We start from the raw sequence: 24,707 nt of genomic DNA, 5'->3' as shown, positions 1-24,707 counted from the left end.
AGTATGCACACAAGGGCGTTTTTTATTGGTCTGGTAATCGCGGTCGGGTCTTTTTTGCCGGCAAACGCACAGGATTTTTGCGGCACCACGGCAGCAATGGCAAATCTTTCGCCCGAACAACGTGAGGAGATACTAAGAAACTCCGTAACATCGCTTGTTCCGGCGAACGAACTACTGCTTTACCTTCATTTTGGCCCGGCCACGATAAGGCCTGGAAACGCAGATTCCACTGGATTCAGATCGCCATTGGTAAACGCTAATCGAAATGTCCCAGCCCCAACCATGACCGCGCAGCAGATCTCGCAAGCCATCGACCTCGTAAAAGATGACTTTGCACCCTTCAATATTCGAATAACAACCAATTATAACGAGTTCCTAAGCTATCCCATTGCGAATAAGCATCTAAATATTATAACGACGCTGCCGAGCGTTCTTGGCATGTCGTCGGATACCGGTGGCGTTGCTCCGTGGGCCGGCATTGGAACACGGCTGTTTTCGAACCCTTCTTTTACATTTGCACAGGGTTGGGGCAACAACCCAATAGCGGTCGCCGATACGATCTCGCATGAGGTTGGGCACACGTTAGGTCTTGCCCATCAGGTGCATTTCACGGCGAATTGCGGGTTTATTTTTGAGTATCACCCCACAATCGGTACCGGCCCCTTGGGTTTCGGACAGATCATGGGATTCGGCCTTCAGGATAATCTGTATCAAGGCATATCAAATTGGTGGTCGCAAGAATGCCCGCATCCACAATACGGTGGGCCGCTCCATGATTTCGAGCTGTTAAGTAATCAGGTCGTGCTACTGCCCGACGATTTTCCGAATTCAGCCAGCCTTGCATCGCCAGAAGGAACCACGACATTACCCGTGACCGGAGTTCTCGGCGAATCCGGTGACGTGGATTTCATACGCGTCGATCTGACCACTGGAACTACGCTGGCCGCTACGAGTGGAAACATCGACATCGAAGCGTCGGTCTTTGAAACTGATGGGACACCGATCGCTACATTCAACGATCCCCTCAGCCCAAGCGTGAATTTTTTGGTTCCAAGCGGCCCGAAAGACATTCGCATTCGGGCAGCGAGCAACGCGAACATGGACGCTCAGTTCATGACCGGCCAATATACGTTGACCGATCTGGGGCAGACATGTGCATCACTTCCCCCAGATATCGACGGCTGGTGGAAGAGTGACGGTAATGCAAACGACATATTGGGAATAAACAATGGAACTCCGATCGGTTCACCTTTGTTTATTAAAGGGCAAGTCGGCCAGGCCGTCAGATTCGATCCGTCGAATGGCACCGATGGTGTACAGTTACCATCCCCAGGCATTTTCAAAGGACAGTCCGGCGGGACCATCGAAGCATGGGTCCGCACGGTCGGACCGCACTCGAATGAAAATGGCTACGGCGGACAGGTGTTTTTGGAGAACACATCGACTCTCAGCTTCACACGATTCGGTTTAAATGTTCTCAACGATGGAACCGTACTTGCGCGAGGAAGGGCGAGCGAAGCAGGCGATCCTACGGAACTCTTCTCGACGCAGACGATCCCGTTGGATACATGGTCGCACGTCGCGGCTACATGGGACGCCGTTGACGGCTTACGCCTTTACATAAACGGCAGCCAGACAGGGTCGCTTGCCGGACCCGTTGGAACATTTACCAATTCCGACAGCACGTTTATGTCTATCGGTGTCGGGGGACTTCCTTCAATTCTCGTAAATGCGTTCAACGGAGATATCGACGAGACGACGGTTTACACTCGCGCGTTATCGGCCTCAGAGATACAAGCCATTTTTAATGCTGGAAGCGTCGGAAAATGCGGAGGAAGCGAACCCTTGACGATCACACCGCAAAACTTGACAGTTGCGGTCACCCAAACGCAGCAGTTCTTAACGAGCGGCGGTATCGGATCAAAGACATTCAGCATCATTCAGAACAACAGTGGCGGAGCCATCGACAGCATTACAGGGCTTTACACAGCCGGAACAGCCGGCGGGACCGACACCGTCCGTGTAACTGACGGATTTATGAATTCGGCAGACGCTGTCGTGAATGTGACCAACAACATCTCGTGCCCCGGTAGCCAGAAAGTATGGGATGGCGGCGGAACGACGAACAATTGGTCGGAAGCCGCAAATTGGTGCAACGACACCATACCGATATCTGATGATGCTGTGATCTTTAATGGCACAAGCACCAAAGACGCCACCATCGACTCGTTGACAGCCATCGCTTCACTGACCACAAATGCCGGTTACTCCGGAACGATCACGCAAAGCGGAGGCCTAACGGTGGGCACATCAGGATTTACACACAATTCAGGTGCTTTCATTGGTGGCGGCATGCTGCAGTTGCGGGGCAATCTTACGGTCGGGGCATCTGCGACGTTCAATGCGGGCAGCGGCACGCTTGTCTTTGACGGCCCCGGCAACCAGGGACTGGTAACTTCAGGAACCCTTACATTCAACAACCTGACTGTGAACAAACCGACCGGGACGGTGCTCTTCTTCGCCAGCCAAGCGACTAATCTGATCATCGCGGGAACGCTGACTCTTACGGACGGGGGGCTTCAGGATAATACCGGCGTCTCTACGTTCAACGCTCAGGGGCCGGTCTTGTTCGCCCCGACGTTTGATGGGGGTAACGGTCCGTTGCTCATTTCCGGAGACTCAATACGAACTGTCACGCTTCCTGTAGGAGCAGGTATCCCGCGAATGACCGTCGATGCGGCCAACGTCACTCTGGACACGAGCGGTGCCGGTACCATCACTTTTGCTCAGGCGTTCGCCGTGACTAACTGCGCTAGTTTTACCAATGGTCCGGTGAACTTCGTCTTTACGCAGGCATTCACCTATACCGCCGGCACTAACTTTACGTTGGGCAGCGGTGACGTGACCTTCGGCAACACTTACACTCAGACCGGAGGCACATTCAGTCCCGGAACAGGCTCACTTGCTTTCAACACCCATGTGGCGATCAGCGCCGGCACGTTCAATGCACCGAACGGCATGCTGCAATTGCGGGGTAATCTTACGGTCGGGGCATCTGCGACGTTCAATGCGGGCAGCGGCACGCTTGTCTTTGACGGCCCCGGCAACCAGGGACTGGTAACTTCAGGAACCCTTACATTCAACAACCTGACTGTGAACAAACCGACCGGGACGGTGCTTCTTCTTCGCCAGCCAAGCGACTAATCTGATCATCGCGGGAACGCTGACTCTTACGGACGGGGGGCTTCAGGATAATACCGGCGTCTCTACGTTCAACGCTCAGGGGCCGGTCTTGTTCGCCCCGACGTTTGATGGGGGTAACGGTCCGTTGCTCATTTCCGGAGACTCAATACGAACTGTCACGCTTCCTGTAGGAGCAGGTATCCCGCGAATGACCGTCGATGCGGCCAACGTCACTCTGGACACGAGCGGTGCCGGTACCATCACTTTTGCTCAGGCGTTCGCCGTGACTAACTGCGCTAGTTTTACCAATGGTCCGGTGAACTTCGTCTTTACGCAGGCATTCACCTATACCGCCGGCACTAACTTTACGTTGGGCAGCGGCGATGTGAGCTTCGGCTCGACCTACACTCAAACGGGCGGTACTTTCAGTCCCGGCACGGGAGCCCTTAGTTTCAGCGACAATGTTACGGTCAACGGTGGCACGTTCAATACACCAAGCGGAGCGATGAGCCTAGTCGGGAACCTGACGGTCGGAGCATCTGCGACATTCAACGCCGGTACCGGCACGCTGCTCTTCAACGGCACCGGCAACCAGGGATTGGTCACTTCAGGCACTCTCACATTCAACAATCTGACTGTGAACAAACCGACCGGAACGGTGCTCTTTTTTGCCGGCGGTGCGACGAACCTGATCATCGCGGGAACGCTGACGCTGACGGACGGAGGGCTTCAGGACAACACTAGCCTCTCAACTTTCAATGCCCAGGGACCGGTTTCGATAGCTTCGACATTTGACGGGGGAATTGCGGGACTGACATTCTCGGGTTCCGCCAACCAGACGTATACAAATGCCGGCGGCGTAAATCCGCGTGGCATTTGGACTGTGAACAAGCCATCCGGAACGCTCACTGCAGCTTCAGATTTACTCCTCGAGACGACGCAGGCTCTAAACATAACGTCCGGTACACTTTATCTAACGGACAGCAGCGACCTGACGGTTGGCCCGATCACGGTAGGACCGGCGGGCCGCCTCATAAATGATTCATCGACGACCATTACTCTGGGCGGCAATGTCGCAAACGCGGGAAATATCTTTCTGCTTGGCCCCGGTGCCGCGTGTCCTCAGGCCGATGCGGTTTTGATCCGTTCAAGCGTTGCAGGGACTCAGCGAAACTGGAGCGGCGTAGGCAACTTTGCCATCGCCGATGCCGACATACGCGACATGGCCGGCACCGCACCCATCATCGCCTACAGCAGCACAGACAGTGGAAACAATGGTACGAACTGGACGTTCGACTCCGGATGCCCGCCGGCCGTTTTTATCAGCCCACAGGTTTTAAGCATTTATCGAAATCAAAACCAGACGTTTACGACGGGTGGAGGCTTCGGAAACAAGACGTTCAGCATTCCGGTTAACAATTCGGGCGGGACCATAAACCCCACCACGGGCCTTTACACACCGGGAAACACGATCAACGTGGCCGACACAGTTCGCGTGACCGACGCATTCGGCCAGTTTGCTGATGCTCAGGTCTCTGTGATTCCAGGCCCGCCGACGAAACTGGCCATGTCCGTTCAGCCGCCGTCGGTTGTACAAGCCGGCATTCAAATGTCGCAGATCCGGGTTGCGCTTCAGGATAACGACGGTAACACGATCCCTAACGCGACAAACGCCGTGACTATCGCGCTTGCAAGCAATCCCGGCAACTCAACACTCTCAGGTACGCTGACTCGAAATGCTGAAAACGGCATCGCGACTTTTAATGACATCAGTCTCAACCGGCCGGGCGTCGGTTATTCGTTTGCATTCTCGTCTGGCAGCCTTGTCGGTACGAACAGTGCGGACTTCAACGTCGTCCCAGGCCCGCCAACGGCACTTGGGTTCTTGGTCCAACCGAGTGATACCGAAGCGCTAACAGTGATCGCTCCACCGATCAGTGTGGTGATCATGGACGCGGCGGGCAATACAGTGACGAGCGCGACGAATCAGGTCACAATAACGATCGGCAATAATCCATCGGGCGGCCTACTCATCGGTACAACAGTAAGAAACGCCGTCGGCGGCGTTGCAACCTTTAACAATCTGCAGATCAACAACGCTGGAGATGGATATACTCTGCAAGCCTCCGCGGCAGGGTTCACTGGAGCGACAAGCGCGTCGTTCAATCTACTTTCGCCTTTCGTTGTTCGAAATACTAACGACGCCGGTCCAGGCTCTTTCAGAAATGCGATAACAAAGTCGAACCAAACGACTGGCGCGCAGACGATCAGTTTTAACCTCCCGGGCGCAGGACCACATAGAATTGAGCCCATAACCGCGTTTCCGGCCGTTTCCGATCCGCTGACCATTGATGCCACGACCCAGCCTGGCTTTTCCGGAACGCCGATAATCGAGCTAACTGGGAACAATCGGGTGGGAGTTCCCGTCGGACTTGATTTACGTTCAGGAAACAACACGATCAAAGGCCTTTCGATCAATCGATTCTACGGTGCAGCCATCGTAATATCGTCGGCGATGACGGGCGGAAACACGATTCAGGCAAACTATATCGGTACAAATACCGCCGGCGACACGGCTCTGCCGAATGGAATCGGAATCGTGATCGGAACCCCGAACAACTTGATCGGCGGGTCAACCGCCTCTGAACGAAACCTCATTTCAGGGAATCAGGGCAGCGGAATACAGATCGGCTTGGTGCCAAATGCAGGGGCAGCCACCGGAAACGTGGTTGTTGGCAATCTGATCGGCACCGATGCAGCAGGCACTGCACCGCTTCCGAATAATTCGGGAATCATCATCGTCTCCAGCCAAACGACAATCGGAGGGCTATCGGCGGGTCAGGCAAATCTGATCGCGTTTAATTCGCAACAAGGTGTGAGAGTCAGTGACGGATCAAGCAATCGAATACGTGGAAATGTCGTTCATTCGAACGGTGGGCTTGGAATCGATCTTTTTCCCATCGGACCGACACTCAATGATCCCGGAGATCCAGATTCCGGACCGAATTTCTTGAAGAATTATCCGGTGCTTGATTTCGTGACGGGCGGCGGCGGCACATCGATCGAAGGAACGCTGAACAATTCGCCTGCTTTTGTACACACGATCGATTTTTACAGTAGTCCGGAGTGTGACCCGTCGGGATTTGGCGAGGGTCGAACGTACATTGGCTCGACAAATGTCACAACTAATGCAAGCAATTTGGCGGCATTCGATGTTTCGTTCCCGACGAATACACCGATCGGCCACTTCGTAACGGCAACATCAACCGACTCTCAGGGAAATACATCGGAATTCTCGCAGTGCCGCGTCGTAACACCATCAAAGGTCTCGATATCCGGTACGGCGACAAATGGTGTTGGCACTGCGCTCGAAAAAGTGACGATTAAACTTTCTGGTGGAGCAAAGACCGAAACCTTAACGAGGAAAAATGGAAGTTATGTTCTAGACAGGATCGCGAGCACGGGCAACTACACGGTGAGGCCCTCGCTGACCAACTATGACTTTTCACCACCCTCTCGAAGTTATTCGAACATCCCCTCGAACCAGACAGATCAGAATTTTGTTGGAACAAAGACACGTTCCTCGATCACAGGAAACTTGATCGGATTAGCGGGACTAATACCGCTTTCGCTAAACGGTGTTACCGTGACATTAAGCGGTACTGCAAGCCGCTCGACAACCGCCAATGGCTCATATGCGTTCCACGATCTGCCGCCAGGCCCATACACCGTGACCGCGATCAAGGATGGCTGGACATTCAGCCCACTATCGATCGATGTGAACTTGACGCTAGCCGACGCTTCGCTTACCCATGTCGCTGCGCAGACCTCAGCTTTAGAGGGTCGAATCCTCCATTCGAATGCGACCGCGAATCCGACCGGCGCGAGTGGCGGAAATCTAGGGGTGATGAACGCAAATGGAACGGCGTTCATTCCGCAACTCACCAGGTGGTTCACCTATAATCCGGCCGATGCCTCGCCTGACGGCAGTAAAATAGCCTATACGATAGGCCCGCAGGATCCAAGACAACTCTTTTATGCTAATTCAGACGGAACCGGTGAGACACTGGTCGATAGCGGGAATTATATTCTCTATCCCAAATGGTCGCCTGATGGAACCCGGATCGCCTATTTGTATTTCCCCGCCAGCGGTGAGCCCCGTAAGATCCGTGTGCGAAGCATAGTGAACGGAGCCATCGTCGACATTTCAACAGGTCTCAGCCAAACAAGCTCCGTTGGCTGGCTCAGTTCCGAGCGGATCGTCTTCTCGGCGAACGACGAAAGCGATAGCGAGATCTACGCCGTGAATACTGACGGATCAGGTCTGTTGAATCTCACCGACAACACCACCGATGATCGTTATCCGACCGCATCCTATGATGGATCGCGAATCGCCTATATATCGTCGCAGGTAAGTGGCGGCCAATATCAGCTCTCAACAATGAATGCCGACGGTTCTAACAAGATCGTATTGCGCAACGATGTTGCGTACCAGAATGCAGCCTGGTCTCCGGACGGGACGATGCTTGCAGCTACGAGGTTCATAGCCGGCACGGGCTACCGCGGAGTTGCGATAGACGCCGCAACCGGCAGCCAGGTGGCCGTAATTCATAATGAATTTCTTAGCACTCCTGACTGGGCCCCAGATCTCGACATCGCGACCCAAACCGGAGCAAACGTTCCGGTCGAGGCCGGCGGAGTTGATATCACATTTTCAGGCGTGTCGACTGCGGGCACTACAACGGTGACACAGATCCCGCCTTCTTCCGCCGGCACCGCCCCGAACGGCTTTGTTCTTGGCGGTCTGGCGTATGAGATAACGACAACCGCCGCATACACAGCGCCGGTGACCATCTGTTTTAACGTACCGATGTCGATCGCGTCCACGCAAACAGCCTTCAATGCACTAAACCTGATGCATAATGAAGGTGGATTGCTGATCAATCGTACCACCAGCCGCGACTTTCCGACGCGGACGATCTGCGGCAGCGTAACGACGCTTTCGCCATTCGTGATCGCCGAACAGATCGATCCGGTGCTGCCATCGATCACGGGATACGTTGAGGACTCGAATGGCGAACCAATGGCTGAAGTTTCGATCCAGTTGACCGGTGCCGAGAACCGTTCGACGCAAACTGATATCAACGGCTTCTTCACCTTCGTCAACCTTATCGAGGGCGAAAGCTACACGGTTCAGCCAAAATCGCTCGGCTATCTATTTAATGAATACAGTTCCGACTTTATTGCGGTCACCGCCGAGAACTCTGTGGTCTTCACCGGAACCCAATCGAATTTCGATATTTCGGGTCGAGTCACCGATAACAATGGCAACGGGATCGCTGGAGTTGAGGTTGGCCTTGAAGGCTCGGTGCCATCCACGACGGTTACCGATGTAAGTGGTCTTTTTGTCTTTACAAGCCTCCCTGCTGACGGATCATATTCGGTTTCGCCGTTCCAGCCGGGATATGTTTTTCTCCCGCCCAGCCAGTCGATAGATGCTCTGACAGGCAATATGAGCGGGCTGGACTTCACGCAGTTTGGCCCGACGGCGGCCGCGGTTTCGCTAAGCGGGCGCGTCTTGACAGTTGATGGAAGGGGTATCAATAACGCCCGGGTCGTGGTCACCGATGCATTCGGAAACATGTTAACTGCCCGCTCGAATTCATTCGGCTACTACATGGTCAACGGCCTCGAGGCGAGCCGCGCATATACAGTTTCGGCAGCCCAAAAAGGCTATCAGTTTACCGATCAGTTCATCGTTCCGAACGACAATGTTACAGGATTTGACCTGATCGCTTCACAGGACAAACTGAGATCGCCATGACCTTGCCGGCCGCTCGACGAGACCGCAACCGAAAAAAATGGTCAGCCCTTTTTTAAGGGCTGACCATTTCATTTTTGATTTTCGCTTATGCGATTTCAGTTTCGATTCTTTTCGCCGCCAAATAAAGGGCAAAGCTCGGCTTCTTCGGCTTGTCGCCGCCTTTTGGCTGATCCTTCGGAGGTTTATCCTTCGGGGTCACGACCGGGCGATCCGGATCCTTTGGCGGCGGTTTTTTTTGATCGTCCCTCTGTGCGGAAACGGCGAGCGAAAGCCCGACCACCGCAACTAGTGTGAAGATTGTCTTTTTTAGTGTATTCATCGCTCTACAACTCTCTCTTCCATTTACTAACGCAACAGGGGAAGAGGGAAAGTGCGTCCCGCTTGTCTCTAAGGCAATCGCAGTGCCATTGACCATCGTATGACGCAAACCGCACCATTTTAGTTGGAAACGTTCATTTAGCCACTGACCGGGCATTTACAAAACTTTACGTTTTCGGCGATTCTCATACGAAAACGTGAATATTTCAAGTGATCCGAGCTGCTTTATTGTTACAATTTCATCATTATGACCGAAACTGCGACAGGTACCGAACGCCTTCGTGCGATCCTCGTGCTGGTGGCGACGATCGGCACGATAATCTTTAACTGGCTCGCCGCCATGGGCTATATCGGCGGTGTAACACCTGCTGAAATATCCGAAAAGTACCAAACCCTTGTCACACCGGCCGGCTACGCCTTTGCCATCTGGAGCCTGATCTACCTTGGAATAATCGTTTTCAGCATTTACCAACTGCTGCCGGCTAATCTGGTCCGATTTCGCAGTATACGCTCACTCTATATCATTTCGTGCGTTCTCAACTGCTCATGGATCTATATGTGGCATTCCGACCAGATCGTTGTTTGTTTCGGCCTTATCGCAGCGCTGCTTGCTTCACTTTTCCTGATCAACTGGCAGCTTCGCAGCACCGAAGCAGCTGTCGGGGAGTATTGGCTGGCAAAGGCGCCTTTTGGAATATACTTCGGGTGGGTCACCGCGGCAACGCTTGTGAATTTTTCGATAATGTTGGCCTACCTGAAGGTCGAATTGTCGGCGACGGCAAATACCGTCATAGCTGTCGTTCTGATCATGATCGCCGGGGCGCTTGGCATTATCGTTAGATTCCGAATGGCGAACTACATCTATCCATTAGCTATTGCGTGGGCTTTGACTGCGATCGCCGTGAAGCAAAGCGGAAAGACGGCGATAGTCGTTGCAGCTGCGATCGCCGTCATAGCTTGTCTTATTGCAACGCTCAGCTTCGTCGTCAACCTTCCGTCGTCCGACCGGCCGCGAAACGCCGAATAGCCGTCTGATCGGCCGCACATCACCGTGAACCAAGGCAAGATCTGCATTTCAATCTGCGCTGAGACCGCGACCGAGCTTTTCGAGAAGATCAGACCCGCCGAACAACTGGCAGATGTGATTGAAATACGCTTTGATTGTCTCGAACCGATACAGATCGGAATTGTCCTCGACGGGTTGCCCCAGACCGCAAAGCAATTCCTCTTGACATTTCGTCCGGCGAACCAGGGAGGTCGGCGAGAGATCGATCCGGTCGAGCGAACCGCATTCTGGAAAACAGCGGTCGAACGGTTCAAGGAACAGAACATCATCTTCGATCAGGAATTCAGCTGGCGGTGGCCTGAGAACCGTCCTGATAAAGTGACGGTCGTTTCACTTCATGATTTCGGCACGCCTCGCTCCGATCTCGAAATATTTTATGCCGAGCTGTCAAAGATAGATTGCCTCGCGTTGAAACTTGCGCAAACGGCAGACGATGCGATCGACGCGATCCCGTTGTGGAAGCTGCTGGAACGTGCCGTAGCCGAGAGCCGGAACCTCATCCCGATCGCGATGGGTGAAGCCGGCAAATGGACACGGATACTCGGGCTTGCTCACGGAGCATATATGACCTATGCGGCTCTCGATGAAGGCTCCGAGACGGCTCCTGGCCAGATAACTGCCAAGGACATGATCGAGGTTTTCGGCGTCAAGGACCTAAACCGCAATACTGAGGTGTACGGCATTATTGCCGGTGATACGAGTTATTCGATGTCGCCGTTTATTCACAATCCGGCATTCAGAGCGGCAGGAATGAACCGTGTTTTCGTCCCTCTTCAGGTCAAAGATGTCGCCGAGTTCATACGTCGGATGGTGCGGCTTGAAACACGCGAGTTTGATCTGAATTTTCGTGGGTTTTCAGTCACGAATCCCCACAAGCAGGCGATCATCGCGTATCTCGATGAGATCGACGACATGGCAACCGCGATCGGCGCGGTCAATACCGTTAGGATAGATGGCCAAAAACTGGTCGGATTCAACACCGACGCGCCCGGGTTCATTCTGCCTCTGACTCAGAAGTTCGGAGATATCAAAGGCGCACGGGTCGCACTATTTGGTGCGGGCGGAGCTGCACGCGCCTGCATTTACGCCATGAAAGAAGCCGGTGCGGAGGTTACGGTTTTTGCACGAGATGAAACAAAGGCTAAAAAGCTCGCTGAAGCATTCGGCTGCAGATCAAGCAGTCTTCCGGCAACGCGGCAGAGTTTGCAGGCCGACATCCTGGTCAACGCGACGCCCGTCGGGACAAAAGGCCGCTTCGAAAGCGAGGCGATCGTAAAAGGTGATCAAATGAAGGGTGTCAAACTCGTTTACGACCTGATCTATAATCCTGAAGAGACGCTGCTCATTAGAGAAGCTCGAGCGTCGGGATGCGAAACGCTCGGCGGCCTTGATATGCTGATCGGTCAGGCGGTGCACCAGTTCGAGATGTGGACCGGCCACACACCGTCGCTTGATGTGATGCTTTCTGCGGCCCGAAAGCGCTTATCCAAATGAACGAACCACAAAAGCCCGAGGCACTTAATTGCCCAAATTGCGGCGGTGCCGTTATGAGTGACCGCACACAGTGTGAATTTTGCCGTTCGCGATTGAAAACGGTCGGATGTCCATCCTGTCTAGGATCGATGTTTCTTGGGAGCAAGTACTGTACACACTGCGGCACCAAGGCGAGCGAGGTGACGGTTGTCGATGATAAGGAAACAGGAGTATGTCCAAGATGCAGGATAGGGTTGCAATCACTGAAGATCGACAATGTCTATATCCGTGATTGCGGGAAGTGCGGCGGATTTTGGTCCGGCATCGATACATTTGAAAGTATTTGTGCGGACCGCGAGAGTCAGGCGTCCGTTCTCGGGTTCGTTAAAAGTGATGCTCACCCTGATTCGCATCCGGCAACGATTAGCTATGTGCCCTGCCCGGATTGTGATCAACTGATGAACCGAAGCAATTTCGCTCGATCCTCAGGTGTGATCATCGACATCTGCAAGCAGCACGGCGTTTGGTTCGACGCCGACGAATTGCCGAAAATTATTGCGTTCATCCGCCAAGGCGGAATGGCACGTGCCCGCGAGAAAGAAAAGATCGCGATCGAGGATGAACGAATGAAACTAAAAGATGATAAAAGACGCCTCGATTTGATCGAGCGGCGCGCCGGTATAGCCAAATATGACGATGTTGCCGAAAGTTCGAGGCTTGGCAAGTTTATTGAACTGCTTTTCGATTAATAAATGAACGAGCGATACAGCCGCCAGACATTGTTTCCCCCGATCGGCCGTGATGGGCAGGCAAGGCTGCTCAACGCCCGCGTTTTGATCGTCGGCTGTGGGGCGCTCGGAGCCTCGCATGCTGAAATGCTCTCGCGCGCGGGCGTCGGGAATATCCGGTTGGTCGATCGGGATTTTGTCGAGTTTACCAATCTGCAGCGGCAGACACTTTTCAAAGAAGCTGACGCGTTCGAGCGGCTTCCCAAAGCGGTCGCCGCCAAGCATCGCATCGCTGAGATAAATTCGGAGATCGAGATCGAGGCGGTCGTAGCCGACGTAAATAATTCGAACATCGAATCGTTGATCGGTGACTGCGATCTGGTTTTGGACGGCACCGACAATTTCCAGGTCCGATATTTGCTCAACGACGCATGCGTAAAGCACGGGACGACATGGATCTACGGCGCCGCCGTATCTAGTTACGGTACGACGATGACCATCATTCCGGGCATAACGCCATGCCTGCGATGCATATTTGAGGAAATGCCCGACGCCGGAAGTTCACCAACATGCGACACGGCCGGCGTGATAATGCCGATCATTGCAAGCATCTCAGCCGTTCAGGTAGCTGAGGCGATCAAGCTGCTCGTCGGCGACAACGCTTCGCTCCATCGATCGCTTTTGCAGATCGACGTTTGGGCGAACGACTGGCGCAAGATAAGACTTGCGGGCCCGACGCCCGATTGCCCCAGCTGCCGGCAGAGACGGTTTGAATTTCTCGACGCCGAATCGCATGAGTTTTCTGCCGTTCTGTGCGGCCGCAACGCAGTCCAGATCGCACCGCCGCAGCCGACAAAATTCGACCTTGATGGGTTAGCTTCGCGTCTCGGCCCTCTGGGCGAAGTAAAACAGAACGAATATTTGGTCCGATTCACCACGGGCGGAACGGAGATCACGATCTTTGGCGATGGACGTGCGATCATCAAGGGCACTGATGATGTGTCAGAGGCAAGGTCGCTTTATTCACGATTTATCGGAACCTGATGCCGGTGGATTTGACCTAAACTCTTGTCGGTTTTCGCGTTGGATAATATGGGGACAAAGCCAAAAGTGATCATCATCGGCGGTGGATTTGGGGGCCTTTGGGCAGCCAAGGCTCTGGCGAATCGGCCCGTCGACGTAATTTTGATCGACCGAAAGAACCATCACGTATTTCAGCCGCTTCTATATCAGGTAGCAACCGCAGTTCTGTCGCCTGGCGAGATCGCATATCCTATCCGACGGATCTTAAACAAAGCCGACAATATCGAGGTCATTCTTGGTGAGGTCACGGGATTCAGTATTGCTGAAAGATCAGTGACTCTCGATGACGGCACGACGGTCGGCTTCGATTACCTCATTGTCGCTGCCGGAGCCCGGCACGCTTATTTCGGGCACGACGATTGGGAAACACTTGCACCGGGATTGAAGACGATCGAAGATGCTGTCGAGATAAGGCGGCGGATCTTCCTTGCCTTCGAACTCGCCGAGCGAAAGGCCGCGCTAACCGGCGAACACGACCCGCTCAATTTCGTCGTCGTAGGCGGCGGCCCAACGGGCGTAGAACTCGCCGGTGCGATTGCGGATATCGCCCGCCAGGCTCTTAAGAATGACTTTAAAGCAATTGATACGACGAAAGCGCGAGTGATGCTTTTCGAAGGGTCCGACCGCGTGCTCGGCAGCTTTGCGAGCGAACTTTCCGAAAGCGCCAAGACTCAGCTTGAGGACCTTGGCGTCGAGGTAAACTTGAACAGTTTTGTCACCCATATCGAGCCTGGTCGCGTTAAGGTCGGCGAGAAATGCATCGACTGCGAGGTAGTTCTGTGGGCGACCGGTGTTGCCGCTTCGCCGCTCGGCAAACAGCTCGGCGTCGAAACAGACAAGGCAGGTCGGGTGAAGATCGAAAATGACCTTAGCCTCGGATCCGCAAAGTACATCTTCGTGATCGGCGACATGGCTTCGCTTATGCAGCGGAGCGGAGAGCCCGTTCCCGGGGTCAGCCCGGCGGCGATGCAGATGGGGACGCACGCCGCTAAGAACATCCTTGCTGATATCGATGAAAGGCCCCGTACCGATTTCGAATACGTCGATAAAGGAACAATGGCGACGATCGGCCGCAGCAAAGCGATCGCCGATGTTGCGGGCATCAAAACGACCGGCCTTGTCGCGTGGCTCTTCTGGCTTTTCCTTCACGTCTTCTTTTTGATCGGTTTTCGTAATCGGTTGGTGGTACTGGCATCGTGGTTCTGGGCGTATCTCACACGTGAACGAAGCGCCCGGCTGATAACCGGTGACGCTCACGAACTCCGAGACGCACTTCTCTTTCTGGAGGGCCCCGAAGCTGTCAAGGTGATCGATCGTTTCAGCCATCGAACCCGATCCGGCGGATCAGATCGCCAAACCTCGGATCATGGCGGATCGGCTCCAGAAAAGGCTCAAAACGCGCGTAAATGATGCCCCGGTCGCGTTGTTGGTAAGCTCGTTCAAGATGGGCGAATGATGAGTCGGCGTCGCCGAGTCGCGCCGGCACAAGTGATTTTAGGTAGGCAGGATAGTCCCTCAAATGTGGCCTGGTCTCATATTGCTCGAGCCTCATGGCCCACAAGCCGTCCATGCCGTTTCGCGTGAACGCATCAAGCAGTTCGTCAGCGCATTCCTGGGGTTCGCCGAACTTTACAGCAGCTTTAACGAAATTATCGACCGCTTTTTTGTATTGACCTTTTAACTCGTAGCCAAAACCCAAGTAGAAATAACCGTAAGCGTGATCCGGGTCTGCTGCGACTATCGAACGCGCCTGTTTTACGAGCATGTCCGCGTCACCGCGGAGGTAAAACAAGACCGCTTTGATGGTCATTAGCTCCGGTGAGTCTGGCCTGATCTCGGCCGCACGGTCGAGCACCGCCAGAGCCTCCTCGAACCGGCCCATCACGCATAGATACTCGCCGTACCATTGGAGGGCCGAAATGTTATTCGGGTCAACCTCGAGGGCTTTTTTGAAAGACACGTCAGCTGCTCCCCAGTCCCAGTCGTAAAACGCCTGTGCATATCCGAGCGATGCATGGGCATCGGCGAGTTGGGAATCTATCTCGCTGCGTCGGTCTCGGCCTCGGACTTTTTTTGGCACGATCGACGAATAATATTCGGATAACAGTTGGTAAGATTCGGCCAGGCCCTCGTACGCATCTGCAAATCCCGGATCATTCTCGATCGCCTGTTCAAAATGCTCGACCGCTTTCTTCAACCCAACGCTTGTGCGCTTGTTCCAGAAAAAGCGTCCTTGGACGTATGCCCTGTAAGCCTCATCGTTTATGGTCCCGCGTCGTTCGACACGGTGGCGATGCTGGACGTCGACGATCTCCGATCGGTCAAGTTCCCGCACCGGAGCAATGAACCGATAACCCCGCTTCGGATAGGTAAGTACAAATCGCGGATCTGATCGGCTCTCGCCAAGAGCTTTTCTCAGCACAAACACGGTCTGCGGCAAATTTGCATCCTCGACGGCTGCTCCGCGCCAAAGCGATTCGAGCAGTTCCTCCTTTGAGATCACGCGAGAATTATTGCGCACCAAATAGACGAGCAATTCGATGGCCTTCGGATAAAGTTCGACGGGGCCGCCGTCGGCGCGGCTGTAAAGCCGGTGGTTGACCGTGTCGAGCCTAAACTCCTCAAACTCGTAGATCCCGGTAGCGCTATTTGCAGGCATCCGTTGATGTTACATCAATTTTGATAATTTTTGATATGAATTTTGAGGATTTTTGAGATGTGTTAAGCCTAATCTCGACCAACAAGTTGATCGGCTTGAATCCTAAAATTTGAGGTGCAAGGTAATGGAGAAAAACAGCAGGTTTTTGACGCTTCCCTTACTTCTGGTGATTGCGCTGAGCGGGTCCTATTTCTTTCGGGGTACCACGTCGCACGCTACTGAAGTCCGTTCTGTTCCGACTGCTAGTTGGAGCGACAATATTCACATTTTCGCATCGCAACGCGGAAACCCATGGATAAACCTTGGCGATGGCAAAGAGATCAAGGTCGCCATTGACGGACCGCGGGAACTGATCGCAGGGATCGATAGCGGCAATGCTCGGTCGCTGTCGGCAGCCACCGCTGATTTTGATGAAGATGGAATGCCGGACCTGGTGACGGGCAGCAAGATCGGCTCGACCGGTGCCATTTCGCTACTTCGGGGAAATGTCGATTCGGTCTTTCCGAACACCGCCGAAGCACAAGATCGTCTTGCGAAGGGCGTATTCACCAGTGCGTCCTTCCTCGGACCGGCACGGGTCTTTTCGACGAATAGCCTCGTGCCGGACTTTATCGCTGCGGGCGACTTTGACGCTGACGGTCATTTCGACATTGCGGTTGCCGCACGGGACAGTAGTTCCGTTCGTTTTCTTAGAGGCAATGGCAAAGGCGATCTTGTCCTCGTCAAAACTCTTGAGCTGAATGGAAATGTGACGGCGTTCCTGGCGGACGACCTTAATCGTCGCGACGGAACGAACGATCTGATCGTCGGCATTCGAACCGGGCAAGGATCGCAGTTGTTGATCTTTGAAGATCCCTACGGGGTGATGAAGGCTAAGCCGGAGGTTTACGAATTCGACGCGCCGATAACTTCGCTGACGATCGGTTCGATCGAAGGTGATGCGCATTATGATCTGGTCGTGGCGGCGGGCAGCGAACTCGCCGTTCTGCAAGGACGCGACAGAAAATTGTTGTTCGACGGCACCGGAAATTCGGCAGAGGCCGTAACTCTGTCCCGCCGGACCTTCGATTTTCGGATCGAAGCAGTCGCAGTCGGCGAATTCATCAAGAGCGAATCATTTCGACACGAGATCGCTCTTCTTTCGAACGACGGAAAAGTTCATCTCTTAGAGAAGCGCGGGACAGCGTTGTCCGAATGGGACGTACAATCGTCGGTTTCCCTGCCAGAGTACTTTTCGGGCACAGAAACGCCAAGGTTACTGTCTGCACGCGTTTCGGCCCGCTCGGTCGACACCCTGGTGATTGGTGTAGAAAAATCGATCCATCTTCTGACGAGCGACATTACGCCGCCGAAAAGTGAAACGGAGGCCGTAAATTATGCCGGGCAAGACTTCGATCTGCAAACCTCGCTCGATTCGACGGGAAAGATCACGGCGATCCTGCCGATGCGTCTCAACATCGACGCCCTCAGCGATCTGGTCGTGATGAAGGATAACTCGGTTGCACCGACTGTCGTGCAGACCGCGCCGATGGCGAGTCTCATAGTGGATAGTACTTCCCTTGCCCCCGACGAAGATCTTTCAAACAATGTCTGCTGCACGGTTCCGCTGAACATGGGAGCCTGTCCGGTTGGAGCCTGCAGTCTGCGGGCGGCAGTCGAACAAGCTAATTTTTCGGGGGGCGCGCAGCAGATCAATTTCAATATTCAGATCGCCGGCGTACCGACGATACCGGGCGGCACATACAGCTTATCTCCTCCGACCGTAATTAACGCAGCATCGCAGCCCGGAGGTTTGGTCCAGATCACCGGTACGAATGATCAGCCTGCTAACATTTTTACCGGCTCGCAGACCGACAATTGTGTTTTTCGCGGATTGGTGATCAATGGCGTCGGCGGAAATTATTACATGAATCCGCAAGGGAGAAACAACATCTTTGAAGGCAATCGCGTCGGCACGAATGCCGATGGAACCGCCGCTGCGGGAAGTCCGGTCAACAACACAGGCGGCATCGCCGCCCAGGGCGCAAATTTGGTTGGCGGCACGGCGCCCGCAGCCCGCAACATAATTTCGACCGGCACCGGATTAGGCGTGGCGGCCTATGGGCCGTTTAACGGAAACCCCCTCCTCGTGCAGGGAAATTTTATCGGCACGGACATTACCGGTACGGTTGCCTTGGGAAATTTCGGCAGCGGAGTCAGTATTCAAGGCGAGAATCTGACGATCGGCGGAACGACGGCGGGAGCGGGCAATGTTATTTCCGGGACCACTGGCGACGCAATTTTCGGCGCAAGTGGAATTCGAGGAACTGGCGGCGACGGCGGCGTCTTGGCAAAACTGATCCAGGGCAACCGGATCGGGACGAATGCGGCCGGAACAGCCGCTCTTCCAAATGCACGTTTCGGCATCGACGGAAGCACCGGAGTGCCTTTTGACACCATCGGCGGCGTAAATCCGGCGGCGCGAAACATCATTTCCGGCAACGGCATTCACGGTATCGAAACCGGCACGACGGGGGCTAGCTCATTAACTCCGTTAATTGCCGGGAACTTCGTCGGCACGAACGCGGCGGGAAGCGGGGCAATTCCAAACGGGGGCTTCGGAATCTTTTTTGGCGGTTCGATCGCTGCATTGCTTACTTCAAACGTAGTTTCCGGCAACACGGGCGGCGGCATTCTGTATTGCAGTAACACTGTTGGTAGCAGCGATACCATAGCACAGAACCTTATCGGAACGGACGCTGGCGGCAACAACCCGCTCGGGAACGGCGGCGTTGGTCTGTCGACCAGCTGCGGCGGAGCGGTGGGAAACGGCAGAATCATTGGCAACACCATCGCCGCCAATGGCAGTCACGGCATATTGATCGACGGCGGGTATAATTTGGATCTTCAGGACAATTTCATTGGTACCAACGTCAATGGAAGCCTGAACTTAGGAAACGGCGGCGACGGAATTCGTTTTGTCACTGCCTTTAGTCAGAACGATGTTACCTTCAATCGAATTACGCGCAACGCTGGAAACGGGGTGAATCTGGCGACCAGCGATATCTTCTCGGTGGAGAACTTCGTCGCCCACAATCGGATCTGGGACAATAACGGTTTAGGGATCGATCTGGGCGATGACGGCGTGACGCCGAATGACGCCTGCGATCCGGAAAACGGCACGAATCACCTGCAGAACTACCCGGTCATAGCCTCTGCCATCAGGCGGGGAAATAACATTCGAGTTACAGGCACGTTCAACAGCGCGGTCGGTCCGGATTATCGTTTACGATTCTACGGAAACGAAACGGCTGACCCTTCCGGTTTCGGCGAAGGCGAAAGAAGCCTCGGAGAGATCAATGTAGCCGTTCCCGTCGGCTGTCAGATGAACTTCACCGCAACCGTGCCTATCATTCCTTCATCGGCGCGGTGCGTTTCGGCAACCGCGACGGATACGGACGGCAACACTTCGGAGTTCTCAAGATGCGTCCGTATCAGAAGCGTGGCCAACAGTTTCGACAACGACGGCCAGGCTGACGTTTCGATCTTTCGCCCGTCGAGCGGAGAATGGTGGTTCATGCGGAGTGTCGACGGAGTTGTCAATGCCGCAAGTTTTGGCACGTCCACCGACCGGATCACACCGGGCGACTACACCGGCGACGGTGTGAGCGACCTTGCATTCTGGCGACCCGGGAATGGGATATGGTTCATACTTCGCTCAGAAGACTCAACATTCTATTCATTCCCCTTCGGAGCGAACGGCGACATTCCTGCACCCGGTGATTTTGACGGCGACGGCAAGTTCGATTCGGCGGTATTTCGTCCTTCGATCGGGACATGGTTCATTCTTCGTTCGGGCGACCTGCAAACGGCGATAGTTCCATTCGGAATAACCCAGGACAAGCCCGTGGTCGCCGATTATGACGGCGACGGACTCGATGACGTCGCGATTTTCCGCCCGAACGTCGCTGAATGGTGGCATCGCCGAAGTTCTGACGGTCAAGTTCTGGCGGCGCAATTCGGATCATCGACCGATTCTCCGGTGCAGGGCGATTATACAGGCGATGGTAAAGCCGACATTGCTTTCTGGCGTCCTTCCACCGGTTTTTGGTTTGTGCTTCGCTCCGAGGACGGCTCGTTTTTCGCGTTCCCCTGGGGATCGAATGGCGACATTCCAGCTCCTTCCGATTACGATGGCGACGCAGTTGTGGATCCTGCCGTATTTCGGCCCTCGACAGCGACATGGTTCATCAATCGATCAACCGATGGAGTAGCGATATTGAATTTCGGTACGGCCGGCGATAAGCCTGTTCCGAGTGCTTATATTCCGTAAACGGTCGCGAGAAAGAGGCTGGCTGGAAAAGTGTTTCAACTTTTTCAGACAGCCTCGGACTTGCACGTTGTCGACCGGTTCCTTCGAAAGCTTGACAGGTGTTAGGCATTAAGCCAGACTTCTAGCGACGAGGACGTCGCATCGTCGCCGAACCGTATCAAACATCCTCTGCTGTGTCTTTTTACAAGATAATATTCTAATATCTAGAGCAATTAAGTTTCCCTAAATTGCTCATGAAAAATCTTTTTACCCTCTTTGCAGTTCTTGTCCTTACAACAATATCGACAGTCCAAGGCCAAACGTCGATCTGGTCGATAGATTCGCGGGCCGAGGTTTTGAAAGGCGATTCGCAGGGCGTCTCGATCGAATCGAACGGGACGATCTCGATAGCGCCCAGACTCTCAAGGATGTTCGAGACCGGACAGCCTTTCGTATGGTCAGGCGTTATCGACGCCGGCGGAAATGTGTACCTCGGAACGGGTGGAGACGGCAGGGTCTTTAAGATAACTCCGGCAGGCACCGGCTCGCTTTTCACCGATCTGGCGGAATTGAACGTCTCGGCCCTGGCAATTGGGCGAAATGGCGAACTTTACGCCGCGACCTCGCCCGATGGCAAGGTTTACCGGATCGATGCCGGAGGGAAGGCCGACGTCTATTTCGAGCCGAAAGAAAAATACATCTGGTCGCTCGCGGTCATGGCCGATGGAAGCCTTGCAGTAGGAACTGGTGAGAGCGGAAAGATATATCGGGTGCGGGCCGCCGGTGCTCTGCCGGCAGCAGCATTGATGTTCGACACGAGTGAGACACACATTATCTCGCTGGCAGCCGATCAGAAGGGGAATCTTTTCGCAGGGACCGATCCGAATGGCCTGGTGATACGATTCGGCCCGGATGGAAGGCCATTCGCCCTTATCGACTCCCCGCTGCGGGAGATACACGAGGTCTCGGTCGGTCCGGACGGCTCGATTTATGCACTCGCCATTGCCGAATCGGTCGCCAATGCACCGACGCCATCAGCAACACCTGCCGGAAACTCGGTTTCTGTCGACAAACCAAATCCTGCTCAGGCCGAAGCACCTCCGAAAAGCCGTTATGACCTTTCGGCTGCCAAATCCGCTGTTTATCGGATCTACGCCGACGGCGCGAACGACGTCATCTGGTCGTCACCAACGGTCACCGGCTTTTCGATATACGCGCACCAGACCGGAAATGGTGTGCTTATCGGTACATCCGAAAAGGGTCGGATATACAGTGTTAGAAATGACGGCAGTGAGACTTTGGTCTCGCAGTCAGATGCGGGTCAGGTTTCAACGATATTCAGTACAGGAAGCAACCTTTACGCAGCCTCGAGCAATCAAGGCATTCTATTCAAAATTGGACCTGAACCAGTTGCCGAGGGCCGCTACGAGTCGCCGATTCTGGACGCAAGATCCAGCGCTTCCTGGGGCCGCATTTGGTGGCGATCGGCAGGCAGTGTTGTGCTCGAAACCCGTAGCGGCAACACCGAACTTCCGAATGAGACGTGGAGCAGCTGGGAAACCGTACGAACCGAAGGCTCGAGCAGCCGCGTACCAAGCCCCATATCCCGTTTCCTTCAGTGGCGGGCAACACTCAAAGGAGCCACGCCGCGTCCAACGCTGAACGAAGTCAACGTAGCGTTTCTTGGCCGCAATATCGCCCCCGAGGTCCTCTCGATAACGATGCTTCCGCCAAATGTCGGCTTGATAGCCAATCCGCCGATGCAGATCGACCCGAATATCGAACTGTCGGGTATCGATCCTGCCGTGTTCGGGATCCCTGTACAACAGGTGCCGCCACGTCGCGCCTATCAACGCGGTGCAGCCGCCTTTCAATGGCTTGCTGAAGATCGGAACGGCGATAAACTCGTTTACGATATATATTTCAAAGAGGCCGCTGACCGCGATTACAAACTGCTAAAAGCGAATATCGCCGATAATTTTTATTCGCTCGATGGCCAGAGCCTTGCGGACGGACGATACACCATCAAGATCGTTGCTCGAGATTCGGTAACAAATCCGGCGAGTTTGGCTCTATCCGGTGAACGGGTAAGCGATGCATTTACTATCGATAACACGCAGCCGAGTGTTTTGGTTTCCGGACAACCGCAGGTCGCCGGTGATCTTGCGCGGATCGTATTTCTTGCTTCTGATCGGGCCAGTTACGTTTCACGCGCCGAGTACAGCATCGACGGCGGCACGTGGTTGACCGTTTTCCCGGATGACGGGATCGCTGACGGTCCCGACGAACGCTTCACGGTGGAAGTCCCAATTCGGCCCGGCAATGAGAGTTCCGTCACGCTGCGCGTCTATGACTCGAACGGAAACGCCGGCAGTGCTCGGGCGACGGTTAGAAAGCCGTGATTCTTGGAGAAAAAAATATGCTCACATTGAAAGAAGGCGACTCGGCAACCTGCGGCATATGCGGCAAAGAGACGACCGTCACTATCGTCACCGAAAGAAACGGCATTCAGGCATTTGACCTGAAGTGCTGGCATCGGAACGCCGAGTGCCCGTCGTGCGGAAGATTGGTTCGCGACGCGAGTGAGGTCGTCCAGGAGGTCGTGCCGCATTGCGATGACTGCAACGGCCCGTTTCACGATGACGACGAATGAGCGGAAGATAGCAGTCGTAACGGGTGCGGCGTCGGGTATCGGTCGGGCGCTCGCGATCAGATTTGGACGCGCCGGTTACGGTGGCGTTGCGATCACCGACGTAAACGAATTCGGACTAAGTGAAACGGCCGATGAGATCGAGAGGCTTGGGGTTGCCGTCCTTGCGCAGAAAGCCGACGTCAGCGATCGAGTTCAGGTTGACGCGCTTCGTGATCGCACTCTCGAACGATTCGGCCGTGTCTCGCATTTGGTGAATAATGCCGGTGTCGGATTGATCGGCCGATTCGATCAGCTCTCGATCGACGATTTTGAATGGTTGATGGGCATTAATTTTTGGGGTGTCGTGAATGGCTGCAAGGCCTTTTTGCCAACGCTGTTGGATCAGCCTGAATCTGCGATCGTGAACATCTCAAGCGTTTTCGGCCTGATCGCCCCCGAGGAGCAGAGCGCTTATTCAGCGTCAAAATTTGCCGTTCGCGGTTTCACTGAGAGCCTCAGGCACGAGCTAGAGGGCACAAGTGTCTTCGTCACATGCGTCCATCCCGGCGGCATAAGGACCAACATCGTCAGAAACTCGCGGGTCGGCAAAGACGCTCCCGATGAATGGAAGCAGCAGGGCACGAAACTATTCGAAAAGGTCGCGAAGACGAGTAGTGAAGAAGCGGCGAATGTAATTTTCGAAGGAATAGCGAAACGCGATACGAGAATATTGATAGGGAAAGACGCTCGATCAATAAGCCATATTTCCAGGATGTTCCCGAAACGGTATCTACGGATAATTGAGAGACTCAACGGCCACAAGATGAGCCTTCGGAAAAAGTGAAGGCCTATTTTTTGGGCAATGTCATCGTTTGGCCCTCAGTGTCGAGTTCGAGAAGTTTTGTCGTACTGTCTGTGACGCTTGGCGGCACCAGGTCGCCCGTCTTATATCGGGATTCCGGCGCGACAAAGTTGGTCATCGCCGGCGGCAGCGATTCCGATGCCTGTGGGCCTCCGATGGTGTTTTGATGAACTGTTGATGAAAGCGCCCTCGACGATGCCATTCGTTTCGCCTTTACGAGATCCGAGATTCCCTTCGCCAGAAACGAGAAAGCCGGAAACAGCATTGCCCACCACCATGCATGACCACCCGCAACGCCCGTTGTAAACAACGCGATCGATACGATCAGAAAGCCGACGCCGCTGATTATAGCCTTTACACCATCTCCATAGACCTCATCCGGATCGTTTCGACGCCGCTTTTCGGCAAAATCGTCGCTTGCCAAACCTAATCCAAGATCTTGATCGAGGTCGCCAAGCATCGATGGCTTTTTGCCCGCCAATGCCGCCGAAACATTCCCTAGATCGACTCCGCAGCTTCGGCAATACTTGCCGTCGTCAGGGTTCTTAGTTCCACATTTTGGACAAAACATAATTGTCTCGAATTCAA

The 24,707-nt window shown here is 54.3% G+C and carries 14 protein-coding genes; 11 read left to right on the top strand and 3 right to left on the bottom strand.

From position 1 onward, the window contains the following. Positions 1–3 precede the first annotated feature (3 nt). Both IPM28_16030 and IPM28_16025 read left to right on the top strand, forming a co-directional pair. Positions 4–3,204 (top strand): hypothetical protein, encoded by a 3,201-nt coding sequence (locus tag IPM28_16030; GenBank protein MBK9174493.1) that lies wholly within the window; start codon positions 4–6, stop codon positions 3,202–3,204. Positions 3,205–3,391: 187 nt separating this feature from the next. Continuing rightward, positions 3,392–9,007 (top strand): DUF2012 domain-containing protein, encoded by a 5,616-nt coding sequence (locus IPM28_16025; GenBank protein MBK9174492.1) that lies wholly within the window; start codon positions 3,392–3,394, stop codon positions 9,005–9,007. Between the two features lie 85 nt (positions 9,008–9,092). Here the strand turns inward: IPM28_16025 and IPM28_16020 are convergent, their stop codons facing one another. After that, positions 9,093–9,326: a hypothetical protein gene (locus IPM28_16020; protein ID MBK9174491.1), complete on the bottom strand. Its 234-nt coding sequence runs from the start codon at positions 9,324–9,326 to the stop codon at positions 9,093–9,095. Positions 9,327–9,572: 246 nt separating this feature from the next. Here IPM28_16020 and IPM28_16015 point away from each other — a divergent pair, with 246 nt between their 5' ends. The 5 genes from IPM28_16015 to IPM28_15995 are packed head-to-tail and all read left to right on the top strand — an operon-like array spanning position 9,573 to position 15,085. Then, on the top strand, positions 9,573–10,352 hold the full coding sequence (locus tag IPM28_16015) for a tryptophan-rich sensory protein (protein ID MBK9174490.1): 780 nt from the start codon (positions 9,573–9,575) through the stop codon (positions 10,350–10,352). A gap of 24 nt (positions 10,353–10,376) precedes the next feature. After that, positions 10,377–11,885, top strand: coding sequence for a shikimate dehydrogenase (gene aroE / locus IPM28_16010; GenBank protein MBK9174489.1), 1,509 nt, complete (start codon positions 10,377–10,379; stop codon positions 11,883–11,885). Further along, positions 11,882–12,613, top strand: coding sequence for a zf-TFIIB domain-containing protein (locus tag IPM28_16005; protein MBK9174488.1), 732 nt, complete (start codon positions 11,882–11,884; stop codon positions 12,611–12,613). Before aroE ends, IPM28_16005 begins: the two co-directional genes overlap by 4 nt. 3 nt (positions 12,614–12,616) lie before the next feature. Next, positions 12,617–13,636, top strand: coding sequence for a ThiF family adenylyltransferase (locus IPM28_16000; GenBank protein ID MBK9174487.1), 1,020 nt, complete (start codon positions 12,617–12,619; stop codon positions 13,634–13,636). A 48-nt stretch (positions 13,637–13,684) separates the two neighbouring features. Further along, positions 13,685–15,085 carry an NAD(P)/FAD-dependent oxidoreductase gene (locus IPM28_15995; protein MBK9174486.1) on the top strand — a complete coding sequence of 467 codons (1,401 nt, stop codon included), beginning with the start codon at positions 13,685–13,687 and terminating at the stop codon, positions 15,083–15,085. On the opposite strand, the gene IPM28_15990 is transcribed toward IPM28_15995, so the two are convergent. Further along, positions 14,994–16,334 (bottom strand): winged helix-turn-helix domain-containing protein, encoded by a 1,341-nt coding sequence (locus tag IPM28_15990; protein ID MBK9174485.1) that lies wholly within the window; start codon positions 16,332–16,334, stop codon positions 14,994–14,996. The two genes, IPM28_15995 and IPM28_15990, sit on opposite strands and share 92 nt — an antisense overlap. Positions 16,335–16,458: 124 nt before the next feature. Between IPM28_15990 and IPM28_15985 the strand changes: the two genes are divergently transcribed. The 4 genes from IPM28_15985 to IPM28_15970 all read left to right on the top strand — a co-directional run bounded on the left by IPM28_15985 (position 16,459) and on the right by IPM28_15970 (position 24,101). After that, the gene (locus IPM28_15985; GenBank protein ID MBK9174484.1) at positions 16,459–20,646 is read left to right on the top strand and encodes a VCBS repeat-containing protein; all 4,188 of its coding nucleotides are present in this window, start codon (positions 16,459–16,461) and stop codon (positions 20,644–20,646) included. 233 nt (positions 20,647–20,879) lie between these two features. Continuing rightward, a complete protein-coding gene (locus IPM28_15980) occupies positions 20,880–23,027 on the top strand; it encodes a hypothetical protein (GenBank protein MBK9174483.1) in 2,148 nt (715 codons plus the stop codon). A gap of 17 nt (positions 23,028–23,044) precedes the next feature. Next, entirely contained in the window at positions 23,045–23,278 is a 234-nt protein-coding gene (locus IPM28_15975; protein MBK9174482.1) for a hypothetical protein, read from the top strand. Further along, positions 23,265–24,101: an SDR family oxidoreductase gene (locus IPM28_15970; protein ID MBK9174481.1), complete on the top strand. Its 837-nt coding sequence runs from the start codon at positions 23,265–23,267 to the stop codon at positions 24,099–24,101. Before IPM28_15975 ends, IPM28_15970 begins: the two co-directional genes overlap by 14 nt. Before the next feature lie 4 nt (positions 24,102–24,105). Here the strand turns inward: IPM28_15970 and IPM28_15965 are convergent, their stop codons facing one another. Next, on the bottom strand, positions 24,106–24,690 hold the full coding sequence (locus IPM28_15965; protein ID MBK9174480.1) for a zinc ribbon domain-containing protein: 585 nt from the start codon (positions 24,688–24,690) through the stop codon (positions 24,106–24,108). Positions 24,691–24,707: the final 17 nt, after the last annotated feature.

This window comes from Chloracidobacterium sp. (assembly GCA_016716305.1).
Taxonomy (GTDB): Bacteria; Acidobacteriota; Blastocatellia; order Pyrinomonadales; family Pyrinomonadaceae; genus OLB17.
The sequence above is the reverse complement of the archived record's forward strand: the minus strand, read 5'-3'. Positions and strand labels throughout refer to the sequence as shown.

Bases quoted from the DNA above. Each gene is read 5' to 3' on its own strand.
- IPM28_16030 (MBK9174493.1), top strand. From the start codon at position 4: ATGCACACAAGGGCGTTTTTTATTGGTCTGGTAATCGCGGTCGGGTCT.
- IPM28_16025 (MBK9174492.1), top strand. From the start codon at position 3,392: ATGACCGTCGATGCGGCCAACGTCACTCTGGACACGAGCGGTGCCGGT.
- IPM28_16020 (MBK9174491.1), bottom strand. From the start codon at position 9,326: ATGAATACACTAAAAAAGACAATCTTCACACTAGTTGCGGTGGTCGGG.
- IPM28_16015 (MBK9174490.1), top strand. From the start codon at position 9,573: ATGACCGAAACTGCGACAGGTACCGAACGCCTTCGTGCGATCCTCGTG.
- IPM28_16005 (MBK9174488.1), top strand. From the start codon at position 11,882: ATGAACGAACCACAAAAGCCCGAGGCACTTAATTGCCCAAATTGCGGC.
- IPM28_16000 (MBK9174487.1), top strand. From the start codon at position 12,617: ATGAACGAGCGATACAGCCGCCAGACATTGTTTCCCCCGATCGGCCGT.
- IPM28_15995 (MBK9174486.1), top strand. From the start codon at position 13,685: ATGGGGACAAAGCCAAAAGTGATCATCATCGGCGGTGGATTTGGGGGC.
- IPM28_15990 (MBK9174485.1), bottom strand. From the start codon at position 16,334: ATGCCTGCAAATAGCGCTACCGGGATCTACGAGTTTGAGGAGTTTAGG.
- IPM28_15985 (MBK9174484.1), top strand. From the start codon at position 16,459: ATGGAGAAAAACAGCAGGTTTTTGACGCTTCCCTTACTTCTGGTGATT.
- IPM28_15980 (MBK9174483.1), top strand. From the start codon at position 20,880: ATGAAAAATCTTTTTACCCTCTTTGCAGTTCTTGTCCTTACAACAATA.
- IPM28_15975 (MBK9174482.1), top strand. From the start codon at position 23,045: ATGCTCACATTGAAAGAAGGCGACTCGGCAACCTGCGGCATATGCGGC.
- IPM28_15970 (MBK9174481.1), top strand. From the start codon at position 23,265: ATGACGACGAATGAGCGGAAGATAGCAGTCGTAACGGGTGCGGCGTCG.
- IPM28_15965 (MBK9174480.1), bottom strand. From the start codon at position 24,690: ATGTTTTGTCCAAAATGTGGAACTAAGAACCCTGACGACGGCAAGTAT.